This is a genomic window from Providencia sp. PROV073, assembly GCF_033688125.1.
Classification (GTDB): domain Bacteria; phylum Pseudomonadota; class Gammaproteobacteria; order Enterobacterales; family Enterobacteriaceae; genus Providencia; species Providencia hangzhouensis.
Window position 1 is genome coordinate 4298342 of sequence record NZ_CP096353.1, and the last position, 22077, is coordinate 4320418.

The 22077-nt window shown below is 41.4% G+C and carries 19 protein-coding genes; 14 read left to right on the plus strand and 5 right to left on the minus strand.

Annotation, left to right across the window (positions count from 1 at the left end; genetic code table 11):
• Positions 1 to 86 precede the first annotated feature (86 nt).
• Positions 87 to 302: a 50S ribosomal protein L31 gene (gene rpmE / locus M1F17_RS19805; protein WP_004265313.1), complete on the minus strand. Its 216-nt coding sequence runs from the start codon at positions 300 to 302 to the stop codon at positions 87 to 89.
• Between the two features lie 218 nt (positions 303 to 520).
• On the opposite strand from rpmE, the gene priA reads away from it, so the two are divergent.
• From priA to rraA, 7 genes are all read left to right on the plus strand, one after another.
• On the plus strand, positions 521 to 2719 hold the full coding sequence (priA, locus tag M1F17_RS19810; protein WP_272536675.1) for a primosomal protein N': 2199 nt from the start codon (positions 521 to 523) through the stop codon (positions 2717 to 2719).
• Between the two features lie 341 nt (positions 2720 to 3060).
• A complete protein-coding gene (cytR, locus tag M1F17_RS19815) occupies positions 3061 to 4089 on the plus strand; it encodes a DNA-binding transcriptional regulator CytR (RefSeq protein WP_004265308.1) in 1029 nt (342 codons plus the stop codon).
• 73 nt (positions 4090 to 4162) lie between these two features.
• Complete coding sequence (ftsN, locus tag M1F17_RS19820; protein WP_094961900.1) at positions 4163 to 4969, plus strand: cell division protein FtsN; 807 nt, start codon at positions 4163 to 4165, stop codon at positions 4967 to 4969.
• Between the two features lie 169 nt (positions 4970 to 5138).
• Entirely contained in the window at positions 5139 to 5669 is a 531-nt protein-coding gene (gene hslV / locus M1F17_RS19825; protein WP_004265304.1) for an ATP-dependent protease subunit HslV, read from the plus strand.
• Positions 5670 to 5680: 11 nt separating this feature from the next.
• Entirely contained in the window at positions 5681 to 7015 is a 1335-nt protein-coding gene (hslU, locus tag M1F17_RS19830) for an HslU--HslV peptidase ATPase subunit (RefSeq protein WP_004265302.1), read from the plus strand.
• 187 nt (positions 7016 to 7202) lie between these two features.
• Positions 7203 to 8126 (plus strand): 1,4-dihydroxy-2-naphthoate polyprenyltransferase, encoded by a 924-nt coding sequence (locus M1F17_RS19835; protein WP_004265301.1) that lies wholly within the window; start codon positions 7203 to 7205, stop codon positions 8124 to 8126.
• 119 nt (positions 8127 to 8245) lie between these two features.
• On the plus strand, positions 8246 to 8770 hold the full coding sequence (rraA, locus tag M1F17_RS19840; protein ID WP_004265300.1) for a ribonuclease E activity regulator RraA: 525 nt from the start codon (positions 8246 to 8248) through the stop codon (positions 8768 to 8770).
• Between the two features lie 244 nt (positions 8771 to 9014).
• Here the strand turns inward: rraA and zapB are convergent, their stop codons facing one another.
• Positions 9015 to 9254, minus strand: coding sequence for a cell division protein ZapB (zapB, locus tag M1F17_RS19845; RefSeq protein ID WP_004265299.1), 240 nt, complete (start codon positions 9252 to 9254; stop codon positions 9015 to 9017).
• A gap of 305 nt (positions 9255 to 9559) precedes the next feature.
• On the opposite strand from zapB, the gene M1F17_RS19850 reads away from it, so the two are divergent.
• The 3 genes from M1F17_RS19850 (at position 9560) to M1F17_RS19860 (ending at position 15948) form a co-directional block, all read left to right on the plus strand.
• Positions 9560 to 10420, plus strand: coding sequence for an MIP/aquaporin family protein (locus M1F17_RS19850; protein WP_004265297.1), 861 nt, complete (start codon positions 9560 to 9562; stop codon positions 10418 to 10420).
• Between the two features lie 3 nt (positions 10421 to 10423).
• Complete coding sequence (glpK, locus tag M1F17_RS19855) at positions 10424 to 11950, plus strand: glycerol kinase GlpK (RefSeq protein ID WP_004265295.1); 1527 nt, start codon at positions 10424 to 10426, stop codon at positions 11948 to 11950.
• A 224-nt stretch (positions 11951 to 12174) separates the two neighbouring features.
• Positions 12175 to 15948, plus strand: a complete 3774-nt coding sequence (locus M1F17_RS19860; protein ID WP_279837866.1) for a hypothetical protein — start codon at positions 12175 to 12177, stop codon at positions 15946 to 15948.
• Positions 15949 to 15989: 41 nt separating this feature from the next.
• On the opposite strand, the gene emrD is transcribed toward M1F17_RS19860, so the two are convergent.
• Together emrD and M1F17_RS19870 are read right to left on the minus strand one after the other, a co-directional pair.
• A complete protein-coding gene (gene emrD, locus M1F17_RS19865) occupies positions 15990 to 17174 on the minus strand; it encodes a multidrug efflux MFS transporter EmrD (protein WP_144140837.1) in 1185 nt (394 codons plus the stop codon).
• A gap of 144 nt (positions 17175 to 17318) precedes the next feature.
• Positions 17319 to 17447 (minus strand): hypothetical protein, encoded by a 129-nt coding sequence (locus M1F17_RS19870; RefSeq protein WP_255468617.1) that lies wholly within the window; start codon positions 17445 to 17447, stop codon positions 17319 to 17321.
• 183 nt (positions 17448 to 17630) lie between these two features.
• Here M1F17_RS19870 and fpr point away from each other — a divergent pair, with 183 nt between their 5' ends.
• Entirely contained in the window at positions 17631 to 18377 is a 747-nt protein-coding gene (gene fpr, locus M1F17_RS19875) for a ferredoxin--NADP(+) reductase (RefSeq protein WP_136135347.1), read from the plus strand.
• 74 nt (positions 18378 to 18451) lie between these two features.
• Here the strand turns inward: fpr and M1F17_RS19880 are convergent, their stop codons facing one another.
• Positions 18452 to 18871 (minus strand): DUF805 domain-containing protein, encoded by a 420-nt coding sequence (locus tag M1F17_RS19880; RefSeq protein ID WP_094961896.1) that lies wholly within the window; start codon positions 18869 to 18871, stop codon positions 18452 to 18454.
• A 35-nt stretch (positions 18872 to 18906) separates the two neighbouring features.
• On the opposite strand from M1F17_RS19880, the gene M1F17_RS19885 reads away from it, so the two are divergent.
• The 3 genes from M1F17_RS19885 to M1F17_RS19895 all read left to right on the plus strand — a co-directional run bounded on the left by M1F17_RS19885 (position 18907) and on the right by M1F17_RS19895 (position 21855).
• Positions 18907 to 19536 carry a DUF1454 family protein gene (locus tag M1F17_RS19885; RefSeq protein WP_172412255.1) on the plus strand — a complete coding sequence of 210 codons (630 nt, stop codon included), beginning with the start codon at positions 18907 to 18909 and terminating at the stop codon, positions 19534 to 19536.
• 178 nt (positions 19537 to 19714) lie between these two features.
• Positions 19715 to 20485, plus strand: coding sequence for a triose-phosphate isomerase (tpiA, locus tag M1F17_RS19890; RefSeq protein ID WP_036959102.1), 771 nt, complete (start codon positions 19715 to 19717; stop codon positions 20483 to 20485).
• A gap of 425 nt (positions 20486 to 20910) precedes the next feature.
• Positions 20911 to 21855, plus strand: coding sequence for an OmpG family monomeric porin (locus M1F17_RS19895; RefSeq protein ID WP_318837122.1), 945 nt, complete (start codon positions 20911 to 20913; stop codon positions 21853 to 21855).
• Positions 21856 to 22077 lie beyond the last annotated feature (222 nt).

The window sequence follows — 22077 nt, forward strand, 5'->3', positions numbered from 1 at the left end:
TTCTTCATTTAGACATAAAAACACTTATTTTAGGCATTAAAAAAGGGAAACTCAGTTTCCCTTTTTTTTCGCATTCACAAGTTCGATTATTTTTTAGAACCTGGGATGCTGAAACGTTGGTTGAAGCGATCAACACGACCACCAGTCGCAACATCACGCTGTTTACCAGTATAGAACGGGTGGCAGTTACCACAAACGTCCAGGTTCAGCGAGTGACCAGCAGTTGAATTAATTTTCATTACATTACCGCAAGAACAAGTTGCAGTAACTTCTTCGTATTTAGGGTGAATACCTTTTTTCATGGGAGAACCTCTATTAAGGCCGTGTCGCCATTCCAGCCCTAACGCCGGACACCACACGTCGTGTTGATTGAATTTAATATATTGGTAAAAATAGATACCAAAGGCGGCGGATCATACAGAAATTCTGTTTATCACGCAATGAAAACCGAGTAAATTTTGTGGTACTCTAGTCAACAATCGCTCGCATTATCGCATAAAAAATAGACGGAAACCCAGATATGATCGTCGTTCAGGTGGCTTTACCTGTCCCTTTAAACCGCACATTTGATTATCGCCTTCCTGATAACATGCCACTACCAGTGATTGGCAGCCGTGTTATGGTGCCATTTGGCAAGCGCCAAGCCTTGGGTATTGTGGTAAAGCACAGCGATAAAAGCGAATTTGCTGAAGATAAATTAAAAGCCATCGAACTGGTTCTCGACCACCAAACGCTTTTCCCTGACGATATTTGGCAGCTCTTACTGTGGTCTTCCCAATACTATCATTACCCAATAGGTGAAGTGCTCTTCCACGCATTACCCACACTATTGCGCCAAGGTAAACCTGCGGAATTTACCCCTATTTGGCAATGGCAAGTGACGGATGAAGGCTTAGCCGTTGATCTTAATGAGCTAAAACGCTCCCCAAAGCAGCAGCAGGCCCTCGCGCTTTTACGCCGTAGACCCGTTTATCGCCATCAAGTAAGTGAGCTTGAAATCAGTGAAAGTGCTCTGCAAGCACTGAAAAAGAAAGCTTATATTGAGTTACATCCCGTTCAACCGACTAGCGAAAAGTGGCAACCAAGCTTTACAGTTTGTGGGGAAAGGTTGCGGCTTAATAGTGAGCAAGCGACCGCTGTCGGTGCTATACGTGCTGAAGATGACCAATTTTCGCCATGGCTGCTCGCAGGGATCACAGGATCCGGTAAGACGGAAGTGTACCTGAGTGTATTGGAAAATGTCCTTGCCCAAGGTAAACAAGCTTTAGTTTTGGTGCCTGAAATTGGCTTAACCCCACAAACGATTAGCCGTTTTCGCGAGCGCTTCAATGCGCCTGTTGATGTGTTGCACTCAGGCTTGAACGATAGCGAACGCTTAGCGGTTTGGTTACGCACTAAGCAAGGACAAAACGCCATTATTATTGGCACTCGCTCAGCGCTGTTCACCCCTTTTGCCCGCCTTGGCATTATTATTATTGATGAAGAACATGACAGCTCATATAAACAGCAAGATGGCTGGCGTTATCATGCACGTGACTTAGCTGTTTTCCGCGCTAAAAAGAACAATATTCCCATTGTGATGGGTACTGCGACGCCATCACTAGAAACCTTATTCAATGTACAGCAGCATAAGTATCGGCAATTAAATCTCACTATTCGTGCAGGTAATGCACGCCCTGCGGCTCAGCACCTTATTGATTTAAAAGGCCAGCCGTTAAAATTTGGCCTTTCTCACTTATTAATTCAACACATTAAAGAACACCTTGCACAAAACAACCAAGTCATTCTATTTTTAAATCGTCGTGGTTATTCCCCTGCATTAATTTGCCATGAATGTGGCTGGATTGCAGAGTGCCAGCGCTGTGACCACTATTACACCTTGCACCAAAATTTCCATCAATTACGCTGCCACCATTGTGATAGCCAGCGCCCGGTTCCTCGTCAGTGCCCACAATGTGGTTCAACTCATTTAGTGCCTGTTGGAATGGGAACGGAGCAACTTGAGGAAGGGATTTGTGAACTGTTCCCTGATACCCCCGTTACCCGTATTGACCGTGATACCACGAGCCGTAAAGGGGAACTGGAACAGCATTTAAACCAAGTACATGAAGGGGGAGCTAGAATTCTTATTGGCACACAGATGTTAGCCAAGGGCCACCATTTCCCTGATGTCACCTTAGTCGCCTTATTAGATGTCGACGGGGCTTTATTCTCGAGTGATTTTCGTGCAGCCGAACGGTTTGCTCAATTATACGTGCAAGTTTCTGGTCGAGCAGGACGAGCTGGTAAACAAGGTGAAGTGTTCTTGCAAACCCACCATCCCGAACACCCATTGTTGCTCACGCTTCTTGAAAAGGGTTATCACGCATTTACCCAAGAAGCAATGGAAGAACGGCAAATCGCAATGTTACCACCTTACACCAGTCATATATTGATCCGTTCAGAAGACCACAATAACCAAGATTCGCGCCAATTTTTGCAAAATGTACGGCAATATATTAGTGAACATCCACAAAGTGATGCCAAAATGTGGATTTTAGGCCCCTCGCCGTCGATTCAAGCCAAACGTGGCGGGCGATTCCGCTGGCAATTGCTATTGCAACACCCTTCGCGGCTTTATTTACAACAATTTATGGCGAAACTGTTGCCAGAAATTATTCAACAGCCAGAAAGTCGCAAAGTAAAATGGAACATCGATGTGGACCCGACCGATTGTTAACTCATTATCAATGCTAAAGGATTCATTTTATCTAACCATTTAACTTTATAGGCCATACCAGTATTGTCTTTGCAGCATGTTGATAAATTTGAATTATTTGCCATATAATTCTAAACGACCAAATTGAGTATTTTTCATACACATTGAGTTTCATTTATCTTTTTGCCCTTAGAATTATTTTCAAAATTTGCGAAGTAGCTCTAAAAAATGACGCAAGTCACATTTTTTATGCAAACTAGGTAACAGATATTCTTGAGAAACCAATTAGAATAACCACTAATAATGACGTACTTGCGCCATTCAAAAAAAGCAAACGATTAAATCAATCTAAGGAAGGCGTTGTGGAAAGTAAAAAACACAATAACACGGCAACGATGAAAGATGTTGCTAGTGCCGCGGGCGTTTCGACAGCGACGGTGTCTAGAACACTTATGAACCCGGAAAAAGTTTCTTTGCAAACACGCCAAAAAGTCGAACAAGCGGTGATGGATGTTGGCTATTATCCTCATAACCTTGCTAGAAGCTATAAGCGCAATGAATCAAAGACTATTCTTGTACTCGTTCCTAATATTCGCGACCCTTTCTTTAGTGATGTCGTGTGCGGCATTGAAGAAATTGCCGCTCAAGAAGGCTATTTTGTTTTGATTGGGGACTGTAAACACCAAGAAAAACAAGAAAATGCTTTTATTAATCTCATTATTACCAAACAAATTGATGGCATGGTCTTACTGGGTTCCAATATTCCATTCGATATCTCAACCGAAGAGCAAAAAAACCTCCCTCCAATTGTGATGGCCAATGAGTTCGCACCTGAGCTAAAACTGCCTACCGTACATATCGATAACCTCACCGCCGCATTTAACGCAACACATTACCTACAAAAACAAGGCCATAAACTGATCGCTTGTATTGCAGGCCCTGACCATATGCCTTTAAGCCAATATCGTTTAGAAGGTTATAAAAAAGCCATGTTACGCACAGGTGAAAAACTGCGTGAAAATTATATTATTCGTGGTGATTTTACCCATGAGGGTGGCGCTGAAGCAGTGAAAACATTGATGTCACTTCCTGAACCACCGACAGCTATCTTTTGCCATAGTGATATCATGGCAATTGGTGCGATGTGGCAAGCGAAAAAAATGGGCTTAAAGCTCCCTGATGACCTTTCTTTTGTTGGTTTCGATAACTTAGAGCAAGCAAAATACACCTTGCCAGCCCTAACGACTATCAACCAACCTCGAGCTGAAATTGGCCATCATGCGATGCAATTACTGCTCGAGCAGATTCATGGGCACAATGTTAATCCAGGCTCACGTCTCCTAGATTCTGATTTAATCATTAGAGAGAGCACAAAAGCGCCTAAAAGCTAGTCAAAGTTGCTCAGGTTAAGTAACATGTTAACCCAAATGATGACTAACAATTGATAACTAGTGAATTAATAGCGTGGCACAAAAAGATTATGTAGCTCGAGGGCGCTCATCCGCCCGTAAAAAAAGCAAAGGTAAATCAAAGAAAGCACAAGGACTACCAATGACAACATTGGTTGTTGCTGTCACGATTGTCGTGCTATTTGTTGGCGGCCTGTTTTATATCACTCAAAATAAAAAGGACACACCACAACCTCAGGTAGCCACTCCCACAACACCGGGTAGTACGCTTCCACCAAAGCCTGAAGAACGTTGGCGTTATATTAAGGAACTCGAACGTCGTGGTGTGGATATGCCAAATATTCAACAGCCGAGCACGGGGAATAATATTGTGCGCCCATCAGATTTAACACCTGAACAGCGCCAGCTATTAGAGCAAATTGATTCTGACAGACGCCAGCCTGTCACTAACTTGCAAGAAATACCTGCAAACGGTAAACCAGTACCGCGTTCACAAGTGCTCATCAATGAGCCTGCTCAACCTATCGAGCCAGTACAACGTAAACCGGCGGCCAATATCCCTCCAAAACTTGAGGCTCAACCAACCGCGCCTGCAACTCAACCACAAACGGCACCAAGCACTAAACCGACAAACAGCTTGCAAAATATGGTTGTTCAATGTGGTTCATTCCGTACAGCAGAACAAGCCGAGTCTGTACAAGCTACTTTGGCATTCTCAGGTATTGAAAGCCGTGTAAGCGCAGGTGGAGGTTGGCACCGTATCGTTTTAGGACCTTATTCCAAGTCCACTGCCGAAAAAATGCGTGACCGTGCAGCAGGTGCAGGTGTTTCCGGTTGTATTCTTCGTGCTTCTGGGGGTTGAAAAATTCCTCCTTCCCCCCCATGTACTGTTTTAATGTACTCATGAGCGGTACTTTGTGTCTTCAACCTAGTTCAAGTGATAGTTAATTAGACAACTATCACTTGAATTTAATCTTTTGAAAATCACATTCAACCGCATTCTTTTTTGTAATAAAACCAGGGGCTAACTCATGACAACAATCGTAAGTGTTCGCCGTAATGGCCAGGTCGTAATTGGTGGTGATGGACAGGCGACGATGGGTAATACCGTCATGAAAGGCAATGTCCGCAAAGTTCGCCGTTTATACAACGACAAAGTCATTGCCGGATTTGCCGGTGGCACCGCAGACGCATTCACATTATTTGAACTGTTTGAGCGCAAACTCGAACTGCATCAAGGCCATTTAACGAAAGCGGCCGTTGAACTTGCTAAAGATTGGCGTACCGACCGCATGCTTCGTAAATTAGAAGCCTTGTTAGCTGTCGCTGATGAACACACTTCACTGATCATTACGGGTAATGGTGATGTGGTTCAACCGGAAAACGACTTAATTGCGATTGGCTCCGGTGGCCCATATGCACAATCAGCCGCACGTGCTTTGTTAGAAAATACAGACTTAAGTGCTAAAGAAATCGCTGAAAAAGCGCTCGCTATTGCAGGTGATATCTGTATTTACACCAACCATAATGTCAACTTTGAAGAAATTTCTTCAAAATCATAAGGATTGCTAGTATGTCCGAAATGACTCCACGCGAGATTGTCAGCGAACTCGACAATCATATTATTGGCCAAAATAAAGCCAAACGTTCTGTTGCGATTGCTCTGCGTAACCGCTGGCGCCGTATGCAGTTAAACGAAGTATTACGACACGAAGTCACCCCAAAAAATATTTTGATGATTGGGCCAACAGGGGTAGGTAAAACTGAAATTGCCCGTCGCCTTGCAAAATTAGCCAATGCGCCATTTATCAAAGTTGAAGCGACCAAATTTACTGAAGTCGGCTATGTTGGTAAAGAAGTTGACTCGATTATTCGCGATTTAACTGACTCTGCCGTTAAAATGGTGCGTTTACAGTCTATCGAAAAAAATCGCTATCGCGCCGAAGAAATGGCTGAAGAACGTATTTTAGACGTTCTTATCCCACCAGCAAAAAATAACTGGGGGCAATCTGAACCAACGGATGAGCATTCTCCAGCCCGCCAAGCATTCCGTAAAAAATTACGTGAAGGCCAATTAGACGATAAAGAAATTGAAATCGAAGTCGCTGCATCCCCTATGGGTGTTGAAATTATGGCACCTCCAGGCATGGAAGAGATGACTAACCAGTTACAATCCATGTTCCAAAACCTAGCAGGCCAAAAACAGAAACCTCGTAAGATGAAAATCAAAGAGGCATTCAAACTGCTAGTTGAAGAAGAAGCGGCTAAATTAGTCAACCCTGAAGAGCTAAAAGAACAAGCGATTGAAGCGGTTGAACAGAATGGTATCGTCTTCATCGATGAGTTCGACAAAATTTGTAAACGCGGTGGCCAAAGTTCGGGGCCAGATGTATCCCGTGAAGGGGTTCAACGTGATTTACTGCCATTAATCGAAGGCTGTACCATTTCCACTAAGCACGGCATGGTCAAAACTGACCATATTCTGTTTATTGCTTCAGGTGCATTCCAAGTTTCGAGCCCATCAGACTTAATCCCTGAACTCCAAGGCCGCTTGCCAATTCGCGTTGAGCTACAAGCTCTGACAACTGAAGATTTTGTGCGTATTTTGACTGAGCCAAATGCCTCATTAACTGAACAGTATAAAGCGCTGATGGCAACAGAAGGCGTGAATATTGAATTCACGACTGACGGTATTCGTAAAATTGCAGAATCAGCATGGCAAGTGAATGAGTCAACCGAAAATATTGGTGCTCGTCGCTTACACACAGTGCTTGAACGCTTAATGGAAGATATTTCTTTCGATGCCAGTGACCGTAACGGGCAAACTATCCAAATCGATGCAGACTATGTCAGACAGCACTTAGATGAGCTGGTGGCAGATGAAGACTTGAGTAGATTTATTTTATAATCTTATTAATTATCTGGTTTTCATGTATCCTTAATATACATCGACTAAAGTGCAGCTTTTATCGCTGCACTTTTTTCTATGAAATATTCTGCCCATTGCATTGAAAATACTCAGGTATCTCTCTATATGATGGGTTATTAAATTATTAAGATCACATCTCTAAAGAGTTTGAATTATAGGTAACTGCATGCAGTCGACATCCTCAACAATAAGTCGTAAACAAGCTTGGATTGAAAGTCTCCGCCCTAAAACCCTACCATTAGGGGTGATTGCGATTGTGACAGGCTCTGCACTCGCTTATTTAACTAATAATTTTAAATGGCCTGTCGCTTTATTAGCACTTATCACAGCGGGTTTATTACAGATTTTATCTAACCTTGCGAATGACTATGGTGATGCGGTCAAAGGCTCTGATACGGCTGAACGCATTGGTCCATTACGTGGCATGCAAAAAGGCGTTATCACGCAAGCGGATATGAAAAAGGCGCTCAAGCTAAATATTACAGCGGCCTGCCTTTCCGGATTACTGTTAATTATTGTCGCATGTGAAAAACCCGAGGATGCCATTGGTTTTGTCGCATTAGGGCTTATTGCTATCGTCGCTGCTATTACCTATACCGTGGGCAAAAAACCGTATGGCTACCTGGGGTTAGGGGATATTTCTGTTTTAATCTTCTTTGGCTGGCTAAGTGTTATTGGGACTTATTATTTACAAGCAAATAGTTTTAATATCATCACTGTCCTACCCGCAACGGCTTGTGGGTTGCTCTCTGTCGCAGTATTGAATATCAATAATATGCGTGATATCGAAAATGATATTAAAGCAGGTAAAAATACCTTAGCGGTACGCTTAGGTCCCCAAGGGGCTCGAATTTATCACACCATTATTATTGTTGCGGCTATTTTATGTTTGGCCTTTTTTAATCTAATTTATTTACACGGCTGGAGCGGTTGGCTATTTTTACTCGCCGTACCAATGCTAATGAACCATTTACGCCGTGTTCTCAGCGACCCAACCCCCGAAGGTATGCGCCCTCTATTGGAAAATATGGTGAAAGCTGCACTCGTGACCAACGTTTTATTTTCCATCGGCGTCGTAATGAGCAAATAATATTCACTATTTGTCGTTTTTTTGACTTTTTCCGCCTATTTTTAGGCGGGTAACTTTGCCAAGTACGGTTCAAAAGGGATATACTGGTTGCCTCTTGCAGCAAAAAAGACCTAACTCCTATGAAATATGATACTTCCGAACTCTGCGATATTTACCAAGAAAGCGTCAACGTGGTAGAACCCCTTTTCTCCAATTTTGGTGGACGTACTTCATTTGGCGGTCAAATCATTACAGTTAAGTGTTTTGAAGATAACGGCCTAGTGTATGATTTGCTGGAAGAGGATGGTACAGGGCGTATCCTACTCGTTGATGGGGGCGGTTCTGTCCGTAAGGCACTTATTGATGCTGAAATTGCAAGGTTAGCTGTTGATAACCACTGGGAAGGAATTGTGGTTTACGGTGCGGTTCGTCAGGTAGATACCCTGATGGAACTCGACCTCGGTATTCAAGCTATTGCTGCGATGCCGGCAGGTTGCCCAGATGAAGGCATCGGTGAAAGTGATATTCGTGTTAATTTCGGCGGTGTGACTTTCTTTTCAGGTGATTACCTTTATGCCGATAACACCGGTATTATCCTTTCTGAAGAGCCATTAACACCTTATGAGAACAACGGTTTTGTCGAAGATGACAATATCGACGCATAATCCGTTAAAAATTCTATAAATAAGGGCTGCAATAATTTGCAGCCCTTATTTTTATACTCTACTACGCGAGGTATGACGAAAGTTTCTCTAAACCCTACAATGCGAGATATAACAAAGATTTCTCTAAATAATTCGTGTTGTAGGTAGGCGGCAAAGTCGATAAGACCCTAGGAGCATACATGAGTATGTGACTAGGGCGAAGAGACGAAGCCAACACCCCTACAACGCGAAGTATGACGAGAAATTACACTTCTTCCATCTTACCGAGTAAAGTCCGTAAACGCTCCTGCCAAGCTTGCTGCTCTTGTTTTAACTGTTCATTTTCACGCACCAGTGAATCCGTGCCTGATTTTGCTGTTTCAAGCTCTTGGCTTAACGCACCATTTTTATCTTTTAATTCATCGATTTCCATTTGTAACAGTGTGATTGTATCAATCGCTTGTTGCACTTTGGATTCTAGTTTCTCAAATACTTCAAATGACATAATTCTGGTCTCCCTTATCAGCTTTTACACGATTGTAAGTAGCATGATCCTCTGTGTCCAGTTCCTTCCTTCTGAATCGTAATAACCTTCATTAAAAAACACTGGTCAGATCACATCACAAAGGTCGAATCCATCACTATTTTTGATTGTTTTGTTTCGCTTTAGTGATGTAACACACACTTTTCAATTTCGATATTTCTCGTTTATGTTCTTTAACGATAAATTTACAGTTAATGATTTTCGATTAGAAAATCTTAACTTAAAAAAACATTACAATATTTTTCATTTTCGTAGGATAGAAACATATGAGCCAAATGACGACTACATCACTCACGGGTCAGTGCATCTCAGAGTTTTTAGGGACTGCGCTACTGGTCTTTTTTGGTCTAGGTTGTGTTGCTGCCGTTAGAATAGCGGGCGCACAACTAGGCTTGTGGGAAATTAGTATTATATGGGGCTTTGGCGTTGCTTTAGCCGTTTACCTAACCGCTGGCACCTCGGGTGCCCATCTAAACCCAGCCGTTACTCTCGCACTATGGCTATTCGCGTGTTTTGATAAGCGCAAAGTTGTTCCTTATATCATCGCACAGATGCTAGGTGGCTTCTTTGCTGCCGCATTAGTTTACTCAATGTATTCCCCTGTATTTTTCGATTACGATCAAGTTCATCACATCATTAGAGGCTCACAAGAAAGCTTATTTACTGCGGGTGTTTTCTCAACCTACCCAGCACCACAAATTAGTGTTCCTCATGCATTCTTTATTGAGGTCATTATTGCGGCCATTCTTGTTTGCTTAATACTCGCGCTAACCGATGATGGCAATGGTGTCCCACGTGGCCCACTTGCACCATTGTTAATCGGTATTTTGATTGCTGTTATCGGTGGGTCATTTGGCGCGCTCACTGGGTTCGCACTCAACCCTGCTCGTGACTTTGGTCCAAAGGTTGTCGCTTATCTCGCTGGTTGGGGTGATATCGCTCTGACTGGTGGCCGCGATATTCCTTATTTCCTTGTCCCATTGACAGCACCTATTGTTGGTGGCCTGCTAGGCGCATTCGCCTATCGCAAGCTGATTGGTCGCCACTTACCTTGCATGGTATGTGAAGAAGAGACCAAAACAGAAAAATTATCCGTTAAAAACACCAAATCCTCGGAACAGGCTTAAATTATGACTACTGAAACCACTATTGCGAAAAAGTATATTGTTGCACTCGACCAAGGCACAACCAGCTCACGTGCTGTTGTACTCGACCATGATGCGAATATTGTCAGTATTTCACAACGTGAATTCACCCAAATTTATCCTAAGCCAGGTTGGGTGGAACATGACCCAATGGAAATTTGGGCATCACAAAGCTCAACACTAGTGGAAGTACTCGCTAAAGCGGATATCCGTACCGATGAAGTCGCTGGGATTGGGATCACTAACCAACGTGAAACCACTATTGTTTGGGAAAAAGCCACAGGTAAGCCTGTTTATAATGCAATTGTATGGCAATGTCGCCGTACTGCTGACTTTTGTACCCATCTAAAACAAAATGACCGCGATTTAGAAGAGTATATTCGCCAAAATACCGGTCTGGTTGTTGACCCATATTTCTCCGGTACAAAAGTCAAATGGATTTTAGATCATGTTGAAGGCGCACGTGAGCGAGCTGAAAAAGGGGAGTTATTGTTTGGTACTGTCGATACTTGGCTCGTTTGGAAAATGACACAAGGGCGTGTTCATGTCACCGACTATACCAATGCCTCTCGAACCATGTTGTTCAATATCCGTAACCTCGAGTGGGATGACAAAATTCTCAAAGCGCTCAATATTCCACGAGCAATGCTTCCTGAAGTGCGCCCTTCTTCCGAAGTCTACGGGCAAACCAATATTGGGGGGAAAGGTGGGACTCGTATTCCAATTTCAGGAATGGCGGGAGACCAACAAGCCGCTCTGTATGGCCAACTGTGTGTCAAATCAGGAATGGCCAAAAATACCTATGGAACAGGCTGTTTCCTACTTCTGAACACGGGAGAGACTGCTGTACGTTCAAATCATGGCCTACTGACGACTATCGCGTGTGGCCCAAAAGGTGAAGTCAATTATGCACTTGAAGGCGCTGTATTTGTCGGAGGTGCCTCTATCCAATGGCTGCGTGATGAATTGAAATTAATTGATGAATCAACAGACTCAGAGTACTTTGCCACTAAAGTGAAAGACAGCAATGGCGTGTATGTTGTTCCTGCCTTTACTGGTTTGGGAGCTCCATATTGGGACCCATATGCGCGCGGTGCTATTTTTGGCCTGACACGTGGTGCAAACCGCAACCATATTATCCGTGCAACATTAGAATCTATCGCTTATCAAACCCGTGATGTACTTGATGCAATGCAAGCAGATTCAGGTGAGCGCTTAAAAGCACTACGTGTTGATGGTGGCGCTGTCGCCAATAACTTCTTAATGCAATTCCAGTCAGATATTTTAGGTACTCCTGTTGAACGCCCTGAAGTGCGAGAAAGCACTGCATTGGGAGCCGCTTACCTTGCAGGCTTAGCCGTTGGTTTCTGGAGTAATCTTGATGAGTTACAGAGCAAGGCGACCATTGAGCGTGTATTCAAACCAGGTATTGAAACGACGGAACGTAATTTCAAATACGAGGGATGGAAAAAAGCCGTAGCTCGTGCCCAAGAGTGGGAAGATCGTGGCTAATCCATCTTTTAATCTGTTTTATTTCTAATATCCCAAAGGCCATATGAATCATATGGCCTTTTTTATTTTATCCCTACAAGTATGACTTTCTTCTAATAACTAATTAGTTAATCAATGAAAATGCAGTTATTAAAACAATAATAAATTAGACCGTTTTTTGCAGTTTATTTAGAATAATATTTCAATAAAATTCAAAATTAACCCTCAAAAAATGGATTATGGTAATGGATAACCTTAAAATATTTGCTGATGAGATACAGCAAGGCAACTTACAACTAGGATGGTATAAAAAAGGGAGAGTGGCAATTATTCAACAAGATACCGCCTTGATAAATGCATTAAAGGATAACCCTGAACTATCCGCTGACGGCGAAAAAGCATTTAAGTTATTCAATTGGTTAAGTGATAGACCCCGGTTAGCAGGTGAAAATAAAAAAACTTATTTATTGAGTGCCCTCGGTACTGAACATTTTTCTGGATTTAGTTTCCACCCCAAGCAAAATTTATTTGTCGAAAGCTTTAATTCACCCCATGAATGGATTAATGGAGAAACTCGAGCACAAGCTCAGCTCGCTGATTTATTACTACCAAGCGGGCAATGGCATCGCCATTATAATATCGTCGTCTTGCCCGAAAATGCCAATGACAAACAAGTCGATCTAGTTCGCCATTGGTTGGAACTCACTGGCGGCAGTTTATTGATAGTCAAAGATAAAGACAAAAAACCATCAGTATCGACCCAGCAACTCATTGATGAACTTAATCCAGTAGAGCCTATTGAGCAAGCCAGCCGCACCTTAGAAAATCACAGTTTCCAGCAAATTATCACCCTACCAACCCAAGCAATAAACTCATTGAAGCTAACCGATGAGTTACGAAAAAACAGCCAATATTTCTCAATATCTATAGAAAATATGAAGTATAACAAGGTGTTGTCTTTACATGACGTTCCAATTACAAAAACATCATCTTGGCAACAGATTGCCCATTCAGTCGAAACCGATGTAAATAAAATAATGGCAGTAAATCAGCTTCCTGCGGTTAAAATCCGCTATGAAAAGAATACCTTAAAACTTGTTGGTGAAAATATCATTTTTCGCCAGTTCCAATTGAAACAAACAAAACCGGCGATCTCTCGACATGATGCGCAAGAAAGCGTTCCTCAAATTCTACCTATTTTAGTAGCAGAAAACCCAGATGAGCTCCCAAATCAGTTAGTTGTGGGTGCCATAACAGGAAAACTACCAAATAGCCCCCATATTAAGGGTTACAAAATCCTTGAGCAGCCCAAATTTGGTCAATTAACGCTAAATAACACCACCAACGAATGGCAATACATTGCCAATAATGCAAAATTTAAAACCCACTCAGATCAATTTGATTTTATTGCTATTCTACCTAACGGGCAGCAATCCCAACCCCTTTCCATTCAGTTACAAACCGCAAATACACCACAACTGCGCATTCCTGGTAAACGCACATATTCCATTCCAGACCCTGTTTATCATGAACCCCAACGGCGCCACAACACAACACCAAGTGATATGCAAATCCATCATATTCAACTTGCGCAGACTCACCTGCAGAGTATGACCGATAAGCACATGAGCTTAACAGCTAACCGCTGGGCGTTATTGAATGTGGAAATTACCAGCGAAACGGCGGCAAAATCCCCTGATATTGAAGCCATCGTCAGCAATAAAGAAAGAAAAATATTAGGTCGAGTGAGATTAACTGGCCCGGATCATTTGCCCCAAAAATTAACAGCGCTCCCCCAACAGATGAATGTTTCAGCGCAAAATTGGCATCAGCAACGCTTTACAGCTCCGCTAAAAGGTGAGTGGATACAACCGGATATCAACCTCGTTATCACTGTTAATGGCAAACCCATTATCACCGAAGAAACCAACCAATATGGCCTATTCTCCCCCAATGTCACCCTTGATAACCACTTAATTATTCATGTTGATAGCCACAGTTTATATCAACAAGGACATGGCGTTTATTCATCTTCCCCGCTAAGTTGGGGAAAAGAAGCGGTAACAGTTTTACCGATTGGGCAGCTCACAGTGCATAGCCTTCCTGCTACGGTGAGTCACCCAAGCTTAACGCCACTTAGAACTGACACCAATAGCAACACCATTCCGTTTATTCATCCTCATTATGATAACCCTGAAGAGATTGACTATCACCCCAGTGCACAAATTTTTTGGGCTTATAATAATAGTCATAAATACCAAACTGCTAACAATGCTGATTCTGATTATCAATATACTGCGATTGAAACCCTACCTTCAAATGTTGGCACTGCGCTATTAGGGCTTGGGTCGCCCAACAACGGTGGCGGAGTTCATGAACCTAACGTGATGTTTCATGAGATTTTTGGTCACGGTCTTGGCTTGCCTCATACCAATAAACTAGGTGATGATGATAAGTTAGTATACCCTTACGACCCTCACAGCCATGGTAAAAACCCAGCTTATAACCAATCTAGGCAATATTATGTCACTTATCACGATCTCCACAGTCACTTACAACAAGCCATGCCAACCATGCTTTCCAGCTTTGTTCCTTTTCGAAGTGGTGCTTATGATGCCTTCTTGCCTCACGCAGATGCCTATAACCAAAAAATTCACCAATTTTTAAGTGGAAGAGTACGCTGGCAACATAATAAAACGAAAGGGGAAGATACCGAAGATGGCGGGTTTGCAGGTGACGGTTTTTATCAGCACTGGGATCAAACCAATAAACAATGGGTCACACTAACCCAACAAAATTACGCTGAATATTGTAAACTAACGCAAATTGAGCAATTCCCTCATCAACGTGATGTAGCGATTTATTGGATACAGCATCAGTTTACTAAAATGGCAGATAATACCCCACACCCTTATAGCACCATCACGGTTGACCGTACCATAGGGAGCTTGCCGGCCGATTACCATAACCTAAAAACAGGGGTTGGCCGTCCATTTGATACTAATGGTGACTATGCATTCACCGTCACTTATGCAACTCCGAATGGGTTATCGACCGAAGTATTACAAATCCGACGTACAGAGAGCTTCAATATTGCAGATAAAGGCGAATTGGTTCAGTTTACTGTACATGAATTGAACTACAAAAAAGAGCTTGGGCAGTTGATCTCCCACTATAACAACCCGGATTCATTAGCTTGCCGTGTATTAACAAACAGTGATGGCTATTTATTACCCAACCAGCTGATTCTCGATAATTATTGGCAAGGTGCCCCTATTTACTGGGCAGCAACAGAAGAAGGCTTAATTGATTTTTCGACAGGTAAAGTCAATCTCGACAAAATCACCTCAAAAAGTGCACTTTGCGCCAAGTGGGTTGAAAAAGGCCGGTTACATCAACAATATTTTTCATTATCTGACCCATTTGGCCAAGATTCGCAGGTTGATACCTCTTTGAACTTTATTGCGCTCAATCACCTTGATACTCACGCAAGGCATTACTCAGCAATACCCGATGTGATCTACTACACAGTCGAGCAACCTTTAGTTGCGGATGTAAACTTCGAACAAACGGTGGATATTACTCACCTAAACTTGCCTGATGGCCAGTACTCTTTTTGGGTCACACTAAGGACAAGTGATGACCAAAAACAAATTCAAGAAAGCATACCAATAGAGGAATGGTATTTTTCAGTACAACAAAATCAATTAACAATAAAAGGCACGATAGACAGTACCCCTGAGTTAAAACTGGATGGAATAATCATTCATATAGACCAACACTTGCAGGACCATACTGTACCAAAGTTGATTTGGCTCCAACAAAACACTCAAAATCCAACCGGACAATTAGCAGAAAATACAAAATTTCTAGATTATAACCAACCAGTGATATTTAATTCAGGAGTCATGTTGCCGGAACTTATATCATCAATGCCAGAAGAGGAACCTAGCTCCTTGTATTCATCGGTGCTATCAATTCCGCCACAAAAGCAAGCTGATATACTGCTAAGCGCGTAATTTGATGGTCAGGCTGTCTTTTGCAGCCTGACCATATCCCATTAAACCATGCGTTCTGAGTGATTCATACGTTTTGCTAAAGGTAACCAGCACAACAATACAAGCGTCGACATTAAAAACATCAACAATCCTAAACTAAACTGCCCGTTCTGTGGTAACAAGGCGGAAACCCAAGTCGCAACACCTGAACCGACATTTTGTAAGCCGCCAACGAGTGCTCCTGCAGCACCTGCCAAATAAGGGAAAGGCTCCATAGCCCCTGTCGTTGCTAAGGGAAATAACATACCAGCGCCAAAGAAAAATACCGCTGCTGGGACTAACAATGTCCATGTATTCATAATCCCAAACCAGCCTGGCACCCACATCATAAAGCCAGCCAATAAACAAATAAACACTGAGTGCCACATCAAATTATAAAACGTTTTTCCCTCTCGCCCTGCATACCAAGCGCCAAAGAAAGCGGCAGGAATCGGCAATATAAATAAAATACTCACGGTGATACTGCTTAGCCCTAATACACCACCCATCAATACACCACTGCTGGCTTCAAATACCGCTATCCCAGCTAACGCACCAACTAGCATGGCAAGGTAAGAGAGAAATGAACCACTTGAAAGTAATTCACGATATGAGGCCAACATTCTGTGCTTTTCTGGGGAAACCGGCCGCGTTTCTGGTAGCCAACGATACATACTCAATAATACTGAGGCACCTAAGATAAATAGGAAAATATAGCAAGCATGCCAGCCCCAAAAGTGCGCTAATATTCCACCAAACATGGGAGCCAATAATGGGCTGACTAACACCCCCATATTTAATAGGCTATTTGCATAACGCAGCGCTGTGCCTTTATATAAGTCTCGAGGCATTGTTCTTGCCATTACACCGGCAACACCAGTTCCTAGCCCTTGTAACCCACTTGCCACTGTAAGTATATTTAGCGTTGGCGCGAAAATTGCCACAACCGTTGAAAATAAGAAAATCGTTAAACCGGTTAAAATAACAGGTCGGCGACCAATTCGGTCAGATAGCGGCCCATAAACTAACTGCGAAAAACCATAAGAAAATAAATAAGCCGCCATCACTTGTTGAACAGCACCAGAGGGCTCATTAAAATAAGCGGCAATTTCAGCAATGACAGGAACATAAATAGTTTGTGTCATTTGGCCGACTGCTGCCAATGCAATTAGCATCAATAGCAAATTAAAATGTTCCAGTTTTCTCATTTTTCTCTCAAATACATCCAATAATTCAAATGCACGCTATTTCGGACACAAAATAACGCCGCATTATTTCATTGTAATAACGCAAAATTATTTAGGTACTTAATTATCAATATAAAAATACTGCTCTACGCTTTTATGCCATTTTTAATAAATAGCAAATAATGCGTTTTGCTTGAGTGTGACTAAGATAACAAAAGCAGCTATCTTTTCGTAGTAGTGCGACATTTTATATTTTTCGACAATGGCAGTAATATTCGCCAGAATTGTCAACATAACTGTACATTGAACTTTAAAATAGACCAATATTAAGAATAAAACACTGGAACACATTATCGATAAGCATAAATAATGAACTGTTTTAGTATTAAATCCTAGTGAACCATGCTTTGGCTCATTCACATCAAAAATGAGTTATTTTTCAGATGGTCGATTTTACAATATGAAGAGGTGGGATCTATGGCAAATTGGGTAACAGGAACAGTGATTGAAGCCAAATTTTGGACTGATTCATTATTCAGCTTAGTCATTGAGGCGCCAATTAAACCCTTTACCGCCGGACAATACGCCAAACTGGCACTCGAAATCGAAGGCGAACGTATTCAGCGAGCTTATTCTTACGTCAACGCACCTAGTGATAACCGACTTGAATTTTATTTTGTCATCGTCCCCGAAGGGAAACTTAGCCCAAAATTAGCACAATTAAAACCCAATGATACGTTACAGATCACGGATGAAGCTGCGGGTTTCTTCGTTTTAGACGAAATACCCGAATGTAAAAACTTATGGATGTTATCAACAGGTACCGCCATTGGGCCTTTTTTGTCCATCTTACAGGAAGGCAAAGACCTTGAGCGCTTCGAGAACATTGTTTTACTCCACGCGGTCCGTTATGAGAAAGATTTAAGTTATTTGTCCTTAATGAAAAAGTTGGAACAACAATATCAAGGGAAATTAAAAATTGTCACCGTGGTGAGCCGCGAACAATGTACAGGTTCATTATATGGCCGTGTTCCAGCCTTAATTGAAAATCATGCACTCGAAGACGCTGTTGGCCTAGCCCTTTCGCCTGACACCTGCCACGTTATGCTATGCGGTAACCCTGAAATGGTCAGGGACACTCGCGATACACTAAAAAATAACCGTAACATGGTTAAACATTTACGCCGCAAACCTGGTCATATTTCGAGTGAGCAATACTGGTAATTTAGCATGCTACCCTGAAATATTTTCAGGGTAGCATTCATGTTATATGGTAGTCGGACTACATGGCATTGACGCTATAAATAATCCACCGTTTCTGTTTCTTCACCGTAGTGATTAACACCATCCATCCCCACAAAAGCTCCACAATCAAGTACCATTATCATAGTAATTAATAATGGTAAAAAGCGCCCTATCCCCCATTGCCATACAGGTTCAAATTGGCTGACGTCGATTGAAAAAAGAGCAAATGCCAATAAAATCAGCGCAAACCACCCACCCGATTTTCCACGGTCATGTAAACGCTTCACAAAGATAGCGGCCAAAGGGTAAAGTAGTAAAATAAATAACGATATAGCAAGTGTTTCAGAGAATAGCAGTGCATTTTGTAACAGGGCAATTACCGTCATTAAAATAAAAATGACTGCAATACCTACCCAAAATGGCCGGCGACCGATACGGCCTTTGAAGGAAAAAGCCCATTGTTGTAATGTCATTACCTATAATCCTGATACAATGTGGAAAACTAAAAATGAGTGGCTCAAAAATGACCCAAACTTTATTTCGTTCTGTATACGCCATCATAACCATTTTTGTACTTAGTGTGCCACAACTGGCTTTTGCTCAAAAAGTCCCAACGCTGCCAGATACTGACTTTGAGGTCTCCTATTTAGCCCCTGATGCGCCTTCTTTTAACCTCACTATTCCTGAATTACGTAACCAATTCAATCAAGCATACAAAGACTTATATCTTCATGAATATAAAGTAATTGCTAGCCAAGATATCGCAGCTCCCTATATTCGAGCAGCTTCTCGAATTAACCAACAAATTTATTCCTCTGCGGTGTTAGAACGCGGAAGTGAAAAAATTAAAAGTTTACAGATCACATTACTACCGTCTGATAACCCACAAGAAAACCAAAAAAATCGACAATTAATGGAAAGTTATACCATGGCAATGGTCCGTATATTTGCCCCTGAAGTTTCACTGGATAAAGCCCCTGAGCTTACGGAAGCCTTAAATAAATTTATTGCCAATAATAGTGCAACTCACGCGGAAGAAGCTCGATTAGGCGCTTTAAGATATATTTTAGTAAAAAGTGACAATAATGTGCTTACTTTTGCTGTTGAACCGATTAAGCTAGAACAACAAACACCCTAAACTGACTGTGATCACGCTCTAAGAACAAGCATGATGAAAAGCAAAGCTATTATTATCCATTGTTCTTATAATGCAGAAGGTGAATGGCGACAACATTGTCACGTTACGCGTGTAACATAAGCGTGTGATGAATAACTTATTGATTAATCATTCAAACTCTCTGGTTGGAGGAAATAACATGCGACATCCATTGGTAATGGGTAACTGGAAACTAAACGGCAGCACACAGATGGTCAATGACCTCGTCGCTGGCTTGCGTAATGAACTCAGCAGCGTTGATGGCTGTGATGTGGCTATTGCACCACCTGCGATTTATTTGACTCAAGCTAAACATGCGTTAGCAGGCAGTCGCATTGCATTAGGTGCACAAAACGTTGACGTTAACCTATCAGGTGCATTTACAGGTGAAACCTCTGCTGAAATGTTAAAAGATGTTGGCGCCAAATACATCATTATCGGCCACTCAGAGCGCCGTACTTATCACAACGAAAGTGATGAATTTGTCGCTAAGAAATTTGCTGTCTTAAAAGAACAAGGCCTGATCCCAGTACTGTGTATTGGTGAAACTGAAGCTGAAAATGAAGCGGGTAAAACCGAAGAAGTCTGCGCTCGTCAAATCGATGCCGTATTGAATTCTTTAGGTGCAGAAGCTTTCCAAGGTGCCGTTATCGCTTATGAGCCAATCTGGGCTATCGGTACAGGTAAATCAGCAACACCAGCACAAGCACAAGCAATCCATAAATTTATTCGTACTCATATTGCGAAAAAAGATGCAGCCATTGCTGAACAAGTTATCATCCAATACGGCGGCTCTGTTAATGCCAGCAACGCAGCTGAGCTATTTACCCAGCCAGATATCGATGGTGCCTTAGTGGGTGGCGCTTCTCTGAAAGCTGACGCTTTTGCTGTTATTGTTAAAGCGGCTGCTGAAGCGAAAAAATCTAAATAAGGTTATTTTAATACCTTGAGATTAACCGCCAAATATTGGCGGTTTTTTATTTTAATTAATTCCAACATGAATAAAAGCATCACATCAATATTTTTATTATTCTCATAATTACCAACCATATAATACAATTACCACTTAGTTTTAAATTTAATTAATATTTATTAATTAAATTTAAAACTAACAAATAAACATATGATTAAAAATCTTAAATAAAGTTATAAATAAAAATACACCTTTATACCGACAATAATAAAACTCCCAAAAATAACAACAAGATGCAACTTATTAGATTTTTAATTTATATATACCATTCATCATCTATTAAATAATAACGGTAGACAATCTATAAAAGTTAATACACATTTATCTCTCTAATCGCTCAACTAGATAATTAACACTAATAAAACTCACCCTGAAGGATAAATATGAAATATATAGTTGGTTTAATCTATAGCATCATAATTATATTCCCTACAATTTGTTTCTCTGAATTAAATAATGACTCTTGGCGAGTTAATACCAATATCTATTTGGAAATAGAAGAATATCAAGGACAACGGGATTCATTTAATAATAAAGTCTACGATAAAATCAGCACCGTTGGGCAACTAAAGCTTTTCAACCCGCAATCTGCCTGGCGCTTTGCTCTTGAACACCGCGAATCTTTAAGGAATCATGGCCGTAACTTCACGACTTCACGGGATTCTTACATTAGAAATCGCACGCAAATTGATGCTATCAAGAAAATGATTAACACCCCAACATCAGACTTAGAGCTTGGTTTTCGTTACAGAAAAGAGTCAAACGATGTCGAACCCAACACCAAAGCACGTTCTTCGAATCGTTTATATGGCTTAACTCCTGCCGGCGAGTACCGTTTCAATGATGATTGGTCTTTTAACTTTTGGCTCTCTTATTTTTATTACAGTAATTATTTCAATGACAGCAGTCATGAAGCAGAAACCGAATTTGGTGTGACCTATAAATATTCAGATGCATTAAAAGCAAAATTCACTGTTTATATTGATAACCAATGGGATAAACATTTCAGTACCCGCTTTTTACAATCACAAGTTCGTGCGTACCTACCCATTACCATTAAACCCAACTGGAAAATCACCCCCTATGCACGTTATTTCTTACAAGAAAATACCTATGATAAAAATAATTATTTAACACAGGAAATTAAAAATGGCTTCCGCATTGGCTCTCTCGTGGAATACCAAGTCACCCCATCACTGACTTTATGGAGTGAGTTTGCCTATGAGCCTTCAACATGGAAATCACCTAAAAAGAATGGAATTACGTCAGGATATGATAATAAACAAACGCTATACCTAAGTGAAATTGGCGTAAAATACCAATGGTAACCTTTGGTTTGTAACTAACTTATTTCTCTTAAAAAAATAAGCCATGTGAAATATCATATGGCTTATATATTTTAAATTAGAAAACCACTTAAATATAAGAATAAAACATATTAAAAAGCAAATAATTAGTGAAAACATTAATTTTTTACGCTCTATCGTCGATTTAAATACCATTTAATTATAATTTATACTTACATCACATAACAAAATAATATCAAGTTG